The sequence below is a fragment of the Streptomyces sp. NRRL S-1022 genome, assembly GCF_000720135.1.
Taxonomy (GTDB): domain Bacteria; phylum Actinomycetota; class Actinomycetes; order Streptomycetales; family Streptomycetaceae; genus Streptomyces.
Map to the genome: position 1 here is coordinate 254,185 of NZ_JOIU01000015.1, position 12,338 is coordinate 266,522.

Sequence of the window (12,338 nt, forward strand, 5' to 3'; positions counted from 1 at the left end):
GGTGGCCCTACTCCGGGCGTACGGGCCGGGTGCGGTCTACCGCGGTCGCGGTACGGCCGGCACCGGCACCTGCGCGTCCTCGGGGATCGACACCAGCCAGTGGGTGTCCTTGCGCGGGCGCAGGTACAGGGCCCAGTAGAGGGTCGCCACCGCGGTGATGCCGCCGGTCCACAGGAGGTAGGTGGTCTCCTGCTGGGTCAGGATGTAGGCCAGGACGGCGATGAGCAGGACCGGCATCGCGGGCCAGAGCGGCATGCGCCAGGCGGGGGTGTGCCGGTGGGAGCCGCGGCGGGCGAGCAGGGCGGCGATCGCGACCAGCAGGTACATGGCGGTCACCGAGACGCCGGTGACTCCGTACAGGGTGTCCAGGTTGACGAAGCAGAGGATCGCGCCGGGGACGCCGACCGCGAGGGTGGCGACCCAGGGGGAGCCGAAGCGGCCGAGCTTGGAGAAGACGGTGTTGACCGGTCCCGGCCAGGCCTTGTCGCGGGCGGAGGCGAACAGGACGCGGGAGTTCTGGATGACCATGACGATGCCCGCGTTGATGATCGCGAGGGCCACGCAGAGGCTGACGAAGGTGCCGACCGCGGAGTTGGACCAGGCGGTGACCATGGAGCTGATGTCGCCGCCGGTCAGTTCCTTCAGGTCGGAGGCGCCCATGGTGATCGCGGTGACCGGCACCAGGATGACCACGGTGGAGATGGCGAGGGTGGCGAGGACCGTGCGGGCGACGTTGCGGCGCGGGTTCTCCAGTTCCTCGGAGAGATAGACGGCGGTGGAGAAGCCCTGGGTGACGAAGAGGGCGATGGCGAGGCCGGAGACCACCAGCATGGCCGTCACGGTGTCCGTGTGGCCGTGCGCGCCGGCCACCTGCATCGACACCAGGCTGCCCATCCCGCGGTGGCTGTGCGAGAAGCCCAGCAGGGCGACGACGCCGGCGGCGACGACCTCCAGGACCAGGAAGATGCCGGTGATCCAGGCGTTGGCGCGCAGGTCGAGCAGGCCGGCGAGGGTGGCCAGCAGCATCACGCCGGCGCCGGTCAGGGACGGGTCGAGGTGGACGAGGGGGGCGAGGTAGTCCGCCGTGCCCATCGCGATCACCGGGGGCACGATCATCACGACCAGCAGGGAGAGCACGAAGACCAGCCAGCCCGCGAGCCGTCCGGCCATCGTGGAGACCATGGCGTACTCGCCGCCCGCGCTGGGGATGAGGGTGCCCAGCTCGGAGTAGCAGAACGCCACGGCGATACAGAGGAGGGAGCCGATGGCGATCGTCAGGGCGGTGGCGGTGCCGAGGGAACCGAACAGGTCGGGGACGACCACGAAGAGCGTGGAGGCGGGGGTGACGCAGGACAGCGTCAGCAGCGTGCCGCCGACGACGCCGATGGAGCGCTTCAGCCCCGGCGCGGGGGCTTGAGCGGCGTCTGCCACGGACTTCTGGAGCGTGTCGGTCATACGGCGGTTCCGATCGACTCGTGCGACTGGGAGTGGGGGCCCGGGAGCGCTATCGCCTCCGGCGGATCGTCGTACGTCGTCTGGTCCGCTCCCGGCGGTGCATAGCGAACCCCGACGAAAACCGCTACGTCAATGGCCGTTTACCTTCGGAATCCGCACTTCGAAGAAACGGGACGGGGCATCACTTTCGCAGGCCGTGACGCCTTGTAAGTGCATCCATCAAGCTGGTGTCAGATGTGACCTTGCTTTCCAAGGTCATTCGTTGACAACTCCTTCGCCACCCGTTTCGTCCCGGCAGAACGGGAACCGCAGCCGCCGCTTCAAAAAAATGTCAGCCGTCCGCTATCCGGACGGGTAATCCAGTCGCGTCCATGTCAGTGGTGGCCGATAGAGTGCGCCCCGCACAGCAGACGGACAGCTTTGGGGTGGGGACATGAGGATGCGGCACACCGGTACCTGGGTGGCGTGCGCGACGGCGGCGCTGATGGCGGCCTCCGGCTGCGGCACGGAGAGCGCGAAGACGGCCGTCAAGGCGCTCGACCACGCCGACAAGGCGATGGCGGCGCTGGCCCGGGCCACGGACCGGACGCAGGCGCTCGGCTCGGCCGAGGTGCGGATGACCACCGACACCGGCACCAGCGGCCCGGTCGCCATGAACGGCACGTACTCCTGGGGCCACGGATACGCCTTCGACGTGCAGATGGACACCAGGGCCGCGAACATGCAGGCCGTGAACCACTCCCCCACGACGCACGTGCTGTTCGTCGACGGCGTCTACTACTACGACGTGGACCGCTTCCCCTCCGGCCCGTACCAGGGCAAGGACTGGATCAAGGTCGACGGTTCGGCCATCTTCGGCAAGAAGGGCGCCCAGGCCCTGAGCGGCGACAACGGCAGCCCCTCCGCCTCCATGAAGAGCCTGAAGTACGCCAGGGACGTCAAGAACCTCGGCACGCAGACCGTGAACGGGCGGCGCACCACGCACTACCGCGGGGTGATCGACAGCGCGCACATGGGCAAGCTCAAGGACGTCTACGGCGAGGGCAGCCCCATGAGCGCGGTGACCGGCACCACGTCGATCGTCATGGACGTGTGGGTCGGCTCCGACGACCTGCCGGTGCGGCTGAAGGAGAAGTTCGGCGTCATGACCGTCGGCATGGACTTCGACAAGTTCGGCAAGGCGGCCTCCGTCCAGGCCCCGCCGGCCGCGCGGACCGCCGACCTCACCGACGTGGTCGCAAAGCAGCAGCGGCAGCGGTGAACGCGCCGGTGCCCCGCCCCCTCGCGTGAAGGGGCGGGGCACCGTGCCGTCCGGCTCAGTGGTTGCGCGGGAAGCCCAGGTCCACGCCCGCCGGGGCGTCGGCCGGGTCGGGCCAGCGCGTGGTGACGACCTTGCCGCGGGTGTAGAAGTGCGTGCCGTCGTTGCCGTAGATGTGGTGGTCGCCGAAGAGCGAGTCCTTCCAGCCGCCGAAGGAGTGGTAGCCCACCGGCACCGGGATCGGCACGTTCACGCCGACCATGCCGGCCTCGATCTCCAGCTGGAAGCGGCGGGCCGCGCCGCCGTCCCGGGTGAAGATCGCGGTGCCGTTGCCGAACGGCGAGGCGTTGATGAGTGCCACGCCCTCCTCGTAGGTGTCGGCGCGCAGCACGCACAGCACCGGGCCGAAGATCTCGTCCTGGTACGCCTTGGCGCCGGTCGGCACCTTGTCCAGCAGCGAGATGCCGATCCAGTGACCGTCCTCGAAGCCCTCGACCGTGTAGCCGGTGCCGTCCAGCACCACCTCGGCGCCCTCGTCGGCCGCACCGGAGACATAGGACGCCACCTTGTCCCGGTGCGCCTTGGTGATCAGCGGGCCCATCTCGGACGCCGGGTCGTTGCCCGGACCGATCTTGATCTTCTCGGCGCGCTCACGGATCTTCTCCACCAGCGTGTCCCCGATGGCACCCACCGCCACGACGGCCGAGATGGCCATGCAGCGCTCGCCCGCGGAGCCGTAGGCCGCGCTCACCGCCGCGTCGGCCGCCGCGTCCAGGTCCGCGTCCGGCAGCACCAGCATGTGGTTCTTGGCGCCACCGAGGGCCTGGACCCGCTTGCCGTTGGCGGAGGCGGTGGTGTGGATGTAGCGGGCGATCGGGGTCGAGCCGACGAAGGAGACGGCCTTGACGTCCGGGTGCTCCAGCAGGCGGTCGACGGCCACCTTGTCGCCGTGCACGACGTTGAAGACACCGTCGGGCAGGCCGGCCTCGGCGAGCAGCTCGGCGATCCTGACGGAGGCCGACGGGTCCTTCTCGCTCGGCTTCAGCACGAAGGTGTTGCCGCAGGCGATGGCGATCGGGAACATCCACATCGGGACCATCGCCGGGAAGTTGAACGGCGTGATGCCGGCGACCACGCCGAGCGGCTGGCGGATGGAGGAGACGTCCACGCGGCTCGCGACCTGCATGGACAGCTCGCCCTTCAGCTGGACGTTGATCCCGCAGGCCAGGTCCACGATCTCCAGGCCGCGCGCGACCTCGCCGAGCGCGTCCGAGTGCACCTTGCCGTGCTCGGCGGTGATCAGCTCGGCGATCTCGTCGCGGTGCGCGTCGAGCAGCGCCCGGAACGTGAACAGGATGGACGTGCGCTGCGCCAGCGAGGACTGGCCCCAGGTCAGGTAGGCGTCCTTGGCCGCCGCGACGGCCGCGTCCACCTCCTCGACCGACGCGAAGGCGACCTTCGTGGTGACCGCGCCGGTCGCCGGGTCGGTGACCGGCCCGTACGTACCCGACGCGCCGTCGACGGACTTCCCGCCGATCCAGTGGTTGACGATCTTCGTCATGCCCTGAGACTCCTTCTCACAGATGGCGGCGTCGGGTCGAGACGTGCCGTTCGTACAGCTCTCGTGCCTTGACCGCGGACGAGCGGGTCGCGGTCTCGGCCACAGGAACATCCCACCAGGCCTGTGCCGCAGGCGCGCCCGACACAGTGTCGGACGTTTCGGTCTCCACGTAGACACATGTGGGAGTGTCGGCCGCCCGCGCGTCGGCGAGCGCCGCGCGCAGCTCCCCCACGGTCCTCGCGCGCAGCACCCGCATGCCGAGGCTGGCCGCGTTGGCGGCGAGGTCGACGGGCAGCGGCGCGCCGGTGAAGGTGCCGTCCTCGGCGGTGAAGCGGTAGGCCGTGCCGAACCGCTCGCCGCCCACCGACTCCGACAGCCCGCCGATCGAGGCGTACCCGTGGTTCTGCACCAGCAGGATCTTGATCGCGATGCCCTCCTGGACTGCCGTCACGATCTCCGTCGGCATCATCAGGTACGTGCCGTCGCCGACCAGCGCCCATACGTTCCGCTCGGGCGCGGCGAGCTTCACCCCGAGGGCGGCGGGGATCTCGTAGCCCATGCAGGAGTAGCCGTACTCCAGGTGGTACTGGTCCGCCGACCGCGCCCGCCACAGCTTGTGCAGGTCGCCGGGGAGCGAGCCGGCCGCGTTGACGATGATGTCCGACTCGTCCACCAGCGCGTCCAGGGCGCCGATGACCTGCGGCTGGCTCGGCCGGGCGTCGATCTCGCCGGCCGCGAAGCAGGCGTCGACGCGCTGCTCCCAGCGTTCCTTGTCCTCGGTGTACTCGGTGACGTAGGAGGCGCTGACCCGGTGGCCGTGCATCCGCAGCCGCTCGGTCAGCTCCTCCAGGCCGCTGCGGGCGTCGGCGACCAGCGGGAGTCCGGCCAGCTTGTGGCCGTCGAAGGGCGCGATGTTCAGGTTGAGGAAGCGGACCTCCGGGTTTTCGAAGAGGGTGCCGGAGGCGGTGGTGAAGTCCGTGTACCGGGTGCCGACGCCGATCACCAGGTCCGCGGTGCGGGCCAGCTCGTCGGCGGTCGCGGTGCCGGTGTGGCCGATCCCCCCGACGTCCTGCGGGTGGTCGTACCGGAGCGAGCCCTTGCCGGCCTGCGTGGCGGCGACCGGGATGCCGGTGACCGCCGCGAACTCCGCGAGGGCCTCCTCGGCGCGGCTGTGGTGGACCCCGCCGCCGGCGACGACGAGGGGCCGGCGCGCCTCGCGGAGCGCCCGGACGGCCTCGGCCAGCTCGGCCGGGTCCGCGCCCGGCCGCCGTACCGTCCACACCCGCGCCGAGAAGAACTCCTCCGGCCAGTCGTACGCCTCCGCCTGCACGTCCTGCGGCAGGGCGAGGGTGACCGCGCCGGTCTCCACCGGGTCGGTGAGGACCCGCGCTGCCTGGAGCGCGGCCGGGATCAGGGCCTCCGGGCGGGTGATGCGGTCGAAGTACCTGGACACCGGGCGCAGGGTGTCGTTGACCGACACGTCACCCGCGTACGGCACCTCCAGCTGCTGCAGGACCGGGTCGGCGGGTCGGGTGGCGAAGACGTCGCCGGGCAGGAGCAGCACCGGGAGGTGGTTGATGGTCGCGAGGGCGGCGCCGGTGACGAGGTTGGTCGCGCCGGGGCCGATCGACGTCGTCACCGCGTGCGTGGACAGCCGGTTCGACTGGCGGGCGTAGCCGACCGCCGCGTGCACCATGGACTGCTCGTTGCGGCCCTGGTGGTACGGCATGACGTCGGCGTACTCGACCAGTGCCTGGCCGAGGCCGGCGACGTTGCCGTGCCCGAAGATGCCCCACGTGGCGCCGATCAGCCGCTGCCGCTCGCCGTCGCGTTCGGTGTACTGGGCGGCGAGGAAGCGGACCAGTGCCTGGGCGACGGTCAGCTGGATCGTCATCGGTAGCCCCCTGTGGTGTCGGTGTGGTCGGGGTGGAAGCAGATCCGCCACTCCCGGGTCCGGCCGGGGCCCGCCATGACGTTCAGGTAGTACATGTCATGTCCGGGCTGGGCGATGGACGGGCCGTGCCAGCCGTCGGGAACGAGGACGGCGTCACCGGAGCGGACCTCGGCGAGGACGTCCGAGCCGCCCTCGCGCGAGGGGAACACACGCTGGTAGCCGAGACCGTTCGGGCCGTCGATCTCGAAGTAGTAGATCTCCTCCAGCTCGGACTCCTCGCCCGGCCGGTGCTCGTCGTGCTTGTGCGGCGGGTACGAGGACCAGTTGCCGCCGGAGGTGATCACCTCCACGGCGATCAGCTTGTCGCAGTCGAAGGAGTCCGCGGCGGCGAAGTTGCGCACCCGGCGGGCGCAGGTGCCGCTGCCGCGCTCCTCGACGGGTACCTCCGGCGCGGGGCCGTAGCGGGCGGGGAGTCGTCGCTCGCACTTCGCTCCTGCCAGGGCGAAGCGGCCTCCCGCGCCGGAGGCGATCAGGACCCGGGCGTCCCGGGGCGCGTAAGCGAAGTCGGAGACTCCGCTGAACACGCTCTCCCGGCCCAGGAGTTGGAACTCGTACTGCGCGGCTGACGCAGTCTCAATTTGTACGGTACATCCGCCTTCCAGGGGAAGCACGATCCACTCACAGTCGCCGGTGGTGAACGTATGGCTGCCCCCCGGTGACACCTCCACGACCCGCAGGCTGCTGTGTGTCCAGCCGGCCGCCTCGGGGCCGATGTCGACGGCGTACCGGGCGTTCGCGGTGGCGCCCCTGGGCAGATGCAGATCGGTGCTGGTCATGCGGCCCTCACAGCAGTCCTACGGCGGTGTCCACGGCGGCGGCCACGTCGCCGTCCGCCGGGTACAGCAGCGAGCGGCCGACCACCAGGCCGCGCACGGTGGGGAGTCGGAGCGCGCCGCGCCACTTCTCGTAGGCGGCGGCCTGGTCCTCGGGCGAGTCGCCGATGTCCCCGCCGAGGAGGACGGCGGGCAGCGTGGAGGTCTCCATGACCCGGGCCATGTCGTCGGGGTTCTCGGTGACGGGCACCTTCAGCCAGGTGTAGGCGGAGGAGCCGCCGAGGCCGGAGGCGATGGCGATGGACCGGGTGACCGCCTCGGCGGACAGGTCGTTCGCCAGCTTCCCCTCGGGGGTGCGGCGGCTGATGAACGGCTCCACGAACACCGGCAGCCGGCGCGCGGCCATGGCGTCGATGGCACGAGCGGTGGACTCCAGGGTGGCCAGGGAGCCCGGGTCGGCGTAGTCGACGCGCAGCAGCAGCTTGCCCGCGTCGAAGCCGAGGCGGTCGATGTCCTCGGGGCGGTGGCCGGTGAACCGGTCGTCCAGCTCGAAGCTGGCGCCCTGGAGCCCGCCGCGGTTCATGGAGCCCATGACGACCTTGTGCTCCAGGGCGCCGAGCAGGAGCAGGTCGTCCAGGATGTCGGCGGTGGCGAGGACGCCGTCGACACCGGGCCGGGACAGCGCGAGGCAGAGGCGTTCGAGCAGGTCGGCACGGTTGGCCATGGCCAGCTTGCGGTCCCCGACGCCGAGCGCGCCCCGGGCCGGGTGATCGGCGGCGACGATCATCAGCCGGCCGCTCTCGTCCAACAGCGGCCGACGGGCCCGGCTAGCGGCGGCCTCGGCGATCGCCTCGGGGTGCCGGGTACGGATCCGGACGAGTTCCCCCACGTCGACACGGGTGCCTGCGGCGCTTCGGCGGGGGGCGGCGGTGGCGGCGCCTTGCCGGGGCGCGTCCGGGCCGGAGGCCGTGGTGCCGGAACCGCCCTCGGGGCGGGTGCCCGTGACCCGGCCGGCCCTCACAGCACCGCTCCGGCGTCGAGCGCGGCGGTGACCTCGTCCGGGGTCGGCATCGCGGAGGAGCACTCCAGGCGGGAGGCGACGATGGCGCCGGCCGCGTTGGCGTGCCGCATGATCGTCTCCAGGTCCCAGCCGGCCAGCAGGCCGTGGCAGAGGGAGCCGCCGAAGGCGTCGCCGGCGCCGAGTCCGTTGAGGACGGTGACGGGCAGCGGCGGGACCTCTGCGGACTCGCCGTCCCGGTCGACGGCGAGGACGCCCTTGGGTCCCTGCTTGACCACGGCCAGTTCGACTCCGGCGTCCAGCAGGGCGCGGGCGGCGGCATGCGGTTCGCGTACGCCGGTGGCGACCTCGACCTCGTCCAGGTTGCCGACGGCGACGGTGGTGTGGCGCAGGGCCTCCGCGTAGAAGGGGCGGGCGGCGCCGGGGTCCGACCAGAACATGGGGCGCCAGTCGAGGTCGAAGACGGTCGTACCGGCCTTGGCCCGGTGGGCGAGGGCCGCCAGGGTCGCCGTGCGGCTGGGCTCCTCGCTCAGGCCGGTGCCGGTGACCCAGAAGATCCGGGCCTCCCGGATGGCGTCGAGGTCCAGCTCGTGCGCGTCGATCTCCAGGTCGGGGGCCTTGGGCCGCCGGTAGAAGTAGAGCGGGAAGTCGTCCGGGGGGAAGACCTCGCAGAAGGTGACCGGGGTGGGCAGGCCGGGGACGGGGGTGACCCAGCGGTCGTCGACGCCGAAGCCGCGCAGCGCCTCGTGCAGATAGGTGCCGAACGGGTCGTCGCCGGTGCGGGTGATGACGGCGGTGTGCCGGCCGAGCCGGGCCGCGGCGACCGCCACGTTCGTCGCCGACCCGCCGAGGAACTTGCCGAAGGACGACACCTGGGCGAGCGGGACACCGGTCTGCAGCGGGTAGAGGTCCACTCCGATCCGCCCCATGGTGATCAGGTCGTAGGCCATCGGCTTCCCTTCGTCACGGCTCTCCCCGGCTTTCTAGCCCCGCACGCCGAGCGCTGTCAATATTTTGTCCGGACATTCGGACGAGTCTCGCCCGAGGGAGGCGACGGGGCATCCGCCCGGTGCCCCGCATAGGCGCACCGTGTAGCCACCGCGTAACAAATACCCCCATCCCGTCACACATGTCGTGTTTACGCGCGCCTCGCGTCACACCTGGTCAACAGGCGTTCCCCGCTGGTCACTCCGCGTCGTTCAACCGGGCACAGGCTTGATGATCGCCAGCGCAGCGCCCGGTCCCCCCGGCGGCCCTTCCCGGTCGCCGCCGCGGCGCGCGCGGGGAGGTGCAGCGCATGACCGACCGAAGGCTCTGGTCGTACAAGGAGATCGCGGCGCACATCCGGGTGCAGCCGGACACCGTACGGTCCTACCGCAAGCACGGGCTGCTGCCCCCGCCCGACCACGTCGAGGGGGGCAAGCCCTACTGGTACGCCGACACGGTCCGCGCGTGGGTCGCCTCCCGCCCCCGCAACCGCGGCCGCGCGGACGACTGACCCCCCGGCACCGGAGCCGGCGGCCGGCCGGGGGGGGGGAAGGCCGTCAGCTCCGGGGTTCGATGACCGTGACGCCCGCGCCCGGCGCCGTGTCCATCGCGGCGAGGGCCGCCGGGGCCGCGTCGAGCGGGATCGTACGGGTCACCAGCAGGTCCGGGCGCAGGACGCCGGAGCGGACCAGCCCGAGCATGCCGGGGTAGGTGTGCGCGGCCATGCCGTGACTGCCGAGCAGCTCCAGCTCCAGGGCGATCGCGCGGGCCAGCGGGACCGGCGTGGTGCCGTCGGACGAGGGCAGCAGGCCGACCTGGACGTGCCGGCCGCGGCGCCGCAGGCCGTTCACCGACGCCGCGCAGGTGGCGGGCGAACCGAGGGCGTCGAGGGAGAGGTGCGCGCCGCCACCGGTCAGCTCACGTACGGCGGCGGCCGGGTCGGACACGCCGGACGCGTCCAGGCACGCGGCGGCACCGAACGTCCGCGCCAGCTCCAGCGCCCGGGGTGACACGTCGACCGCGACCACCCGGGCCCCCGAGGCCGCCGCGATCATCACCGCCGACAGGCCGACCCCGCCGCAGCCGTGCACCGCGACCCACTCCCCGGCCGCGACCCGGCCCTGCTGCACCACGGCACGGAAGGCGGTCGCGAACCGGCAGCCGAGCGCGGCGGCGGTGCCGTACGCCATGTCGTCGGGGAGCGCGACGAGATTGACGTCGGCGTGGTCGAGCGCGACGTATTCGGCGAAGGAGCCCCAGTGGTGGAAGCCGGGCTGGGTCTGCCGCTCGCACACCTGCTGGTCGCCCGCCATGCAGGACGGACAGGTCCCGCAGGCGCAGACGAACGGCACGGTGACCCGGTCGCCGGGCCGCCAGCCGGTCACCCGGGCACCCACCGCCTCCACCACCCCGGCCAGTTCGTGCCCCGGTACGTGCGGCAGCGTGATGTCCGGGTCGTGCCCCATCCAGCCGTGCCAGTCGCTGCGGCAGAGGCCGGTGGCCTCCACGCGGACGACCACGCCGTGCTCCGCGGGCTCCGGGTCGGGTACGTCCCGTATCCGGGCCGGCTTTCCGTACTCCTCGAACACCACCGCGCGCATGCATGCTCCTTCCGGGATCCTGCGCGAAGGCTAGGGCCTTCCTTCCGGATCCTGCTGACCCGAGGCGACGGTGCACGGTCGCCGAAGGCCGGAGGACGACGACGAATACCGCGGTCGTACGATGCTTTCAACGGCGAACACCCCTGCCAGGCCGCCCGATTGCCGCCGGAAGACGGGTCGCTTCGCCGTTCGAGGCGTCACACATCCCGATGAAAAGCCGACGACACAGCGACCACCGCTCGCGCACGGCTCTCCGTTGATCAAGCTGGTGTCTTGTGCGAAGGAGACGCCACTGTGCGAATTTCTGACATTCAGCGCTGCGAGGTCCGGCCCGGGCGGCTCGTCGAGTGGAGGTTCAGCCCGGCGACCATCGCGGCGGCGTCAGCGCTGCCGGCAGACCCGCGGCCGCCGGCGTACATCCAGGAGTCACACGTCAGAACCGCACGTTCGGTACGTGCAGACGGATTGTTCGTACCGACCTGGCTGGGCACGGCGTTCGACCTGCCGGGCCGGGCCGACCTCGACGCGCTGGAGCGTGCGTTGCGCAGCTGGACGGTGCGGCACGAGACGCTGCGCAGCGGCTTCCGCTGGGCCGGCGACGAGTTGCACCGGTTCACGCTCGCCGAGCACGACGTGTCACTGCACCGTGAGGTGATCGGCGACTTCACCGACGCCGAAGCACTGGTCCGGTATCTGCAGGCGCGGTTCGATGTGGCGGCGGATGCGCTCGGCTGGCCGAACCTCATCTACGCGGCCGTCGTCCGCGACGACTCCACCAGCGTCTACGCGGTGTTCGACCACACCAACGTCGACGCCTACTCCCTCCACCGGATCCCGGAAGAGATCCACGATCTGTACACCGCGGGCGTCACGGGCCAACCCATCATCCGTGCGCGGGTGGGAAGTTACGTGGACTTCTGCGAACAGGAGCGGGCGGACGCGGACGGGATCGACGACACGCACGCGATCGTCGCGCGCTGGCGGGAGTTCATCGGCAGGTGCGACGGAAGGCTCCCGGAGTTCCCCGTCGACCTCGGTCTGCAACCCGGCAGCGCGCTGCCCGTCCAGAAGCTGATGCGTGAGCCGCTCCTCGACGCGGACGCGGCCGCCGCCTTCGAGGAGCGCTGCCGGCCCTACGGCGGCAGCCTGGTGGGCCTCCTTGCCGCGACCGCTGTGATCGTCCACGAACTCGGCGGACACCCGTACTACCGTACGGTCGTCCCGTTCCATACCCGGCTCAAGACCGCGTGGTCGGACTCCGTGGGCTGGTACGTCGGTGGCGCGCCGATCGAGGTGCCCGCGACCCGGAACTTCGACGACGCGCTCACCGCCGTCCGAGCCGAGCTGCGGGCGAACCGCTCACTGGCCCGCATCCCGCTGGCCCGTGTACTGCGGCTGCTCGGCGCCGACTTCCGCCCGAGGTCACCCGACATGTACTCGATCGTGTCGTACGTGGATGCCCGCCCCCTCCCCGGCTCGGCCCACTGGACCGAGCAGAAGGCGTACGGACTGATCCGGGTGTCACACGGCGACCAGGTGTGCGTATGGGTCAACCGGCTGCACGAAGGACTGTGGCTCGCCTGCCGTTACCCGGACACCGGCGTCGCCCGCACGAACGTACGGCGCTATGTCGAAGGGCTGCGTGACCTGATCACCTCCGTATCGGCGCGCGATGGCCTCCGCGCCGCGGAGCCGGTGTTCTCCTGACACAACCGTCGCGCGTTTTCGCCG

The 12,338-nt window shown here is 71.4% G+C and carries 10 protein-coding genes; 3 read left to right on the forward strand and 7 right to left on the reverse strand.

Features of this window, described 5'->3' with window-relative positions; translation table 11 throughout:
• Nucleotides 1-36: 36 nt before the first annotated feature.
• Entirely contained in the window at nt 37-1,455 is a 1,419-nt protein-coding gene (locus tag IG05_RS0122700) for an APC family permease (protein WP_030345271.1), read from the reverse strand.
• A gap of 433 nt (nt 1,456-1,888) precedes the next feature.
• On the opposite strand from IG05_RS0122700, the gene IG05_RS0122705 reads away from it, so the two are divergent.
• Entirely contained in the window at nt 1,889-2,716 is an 828-nt protein-coding gene (locus IG05_RS0122705) for a hypothetical protein (protein ID WP_030345272.1), read from the forward strand.
• 55 nt (nt 2,717-2,771) lie between these two features.
• On the opposite strand, the gene mmsA is transcribed toward IG05_RS0122705, so the two are convergent.
• The 5 genes from mmsA to iolC form a co-directional block, all read right to left on the reverse strand.
• Nucleotides 2,772-4,274 carry a CoA-acylating methylmalonate-semialdehyde dehydrogenase gene (gene mmsA / locus IG05_RS0122710; RefSeq protein WP_030345274.1) on the reverse strand — a complete coding sequence of 501 codons (1,503 nt, stop codon included), beginning with the start codon at nt 4,272-4,274 and terminating at the stop codon, nt 2,772-2,774.
• Between the two features lie 16 nt (nt 4,275-4,290).
• Nucleotides 4,291-6,168: a 3D-(3,5/4)-trihydroxycyclohexane-1,2-dione acylhydrolase (decyclizing) gene (gene iolD / locus IG05_RS0122715; protein ID WP_030345276.1), complete on the reverse strand. Its 1,878-nt coding sequence runs from the start codon at nt 6,166-6,168 to the stop codon at nt 4,291-4,293.
• The gene (iolB, locus tag IG05_RS0122720) at nt 6,165-7,004 is read right to left on the reverse strand and encodes a 5-deoxy-glucuronate isomerase (RefSeq protein ID WP_030345278.1); all 840 of its coding nucleotides are present in this window, start codon (nt 7,002-7,004) and stop codon (nt 6,165-6,167) included. The genes iolD and iolB overlap by 4 nt, the downstream gene beginning before the upstream one ends.
• Before the next feature lie 7 nt (nt 7,005-7,011).
• Nucleotides 7,012-7,890: a Cgl0159 family (beta/alpha)8-fold protein gene (locus IG05_RS0122725; protein ID WP_030345280.1), complete on the reverse strand. Its 879-nt coding sequence runs from the start codon at nt 7,888-7,890 to the stop codon at nt 7,012-7,014.
• 128 nt (nt 7,891-8,018) lie between these two features.
• Nucleotides 8,019-8,969, reverse strand: coding sequence for a 5-dehydro-2-deoxygluconokinase (gene iolC / locus IG05_RS0122730; RefSeq protein WP_030345282.1), 951 nt, complete (start codon nt 8,967-8,969; stop codon nt 8,019-8,021).
• A 347-nt stretch (nt 8,970-9,316) separates the two neighbouring features.
• Between iolC and IG05_RS0122735 the strand changes: the two genes are divergently transcribed.
• Nucleotides 9,317-9,517: a helix-turn-helix transcriptional regulator gene (locus IG05_RS0122735; protein WP_030345284.1), complete on the forward strand. Its 201-nt coding sequence runs from the start codon at nt 9,317-9,319 to the stop codon at nt 9,515-9,517.
• A gap of 46 nt (nt 9,518-9,563) precedes the next feature.
• On the opposite strand, the gene IG05_RS0122740 is transcribed toward IG05_RS0122735, so the two are convergent.
• Nucleotides 9,564-10,607 carry a zinc-dependent alcohol dehydrogenase family protein gene (locus tag IG05_RS0122740; RefSeq protein ID WP_030345286.1) on the reverse strand — a complete coding sequence of 348 codons (1,044 nt, stop codon included), beginning with the start codon at nt 10,605-10,607 and terminating at the stop codon, nt 9,564-9,566.
• 294 nt (nt 10,608-10,901) lie between these two features.
• Between IG05_RS0122740 and IG05_RS0122745 the strand changes: the two genes are divergently transcribed.
• Complete coding sequence (locus tag IG05_RS0122745) at nt 10,902-12,314, forward strand: condensation domain-containing protein (protein WP_030345287.1); 1,413 nt, start codon at nt 10,902-10,904, stop codon at nt 12,312-12,314.
• The last annotated feature ends 24 nt before the right edge of the window (nt 12,315-12,338 follow it).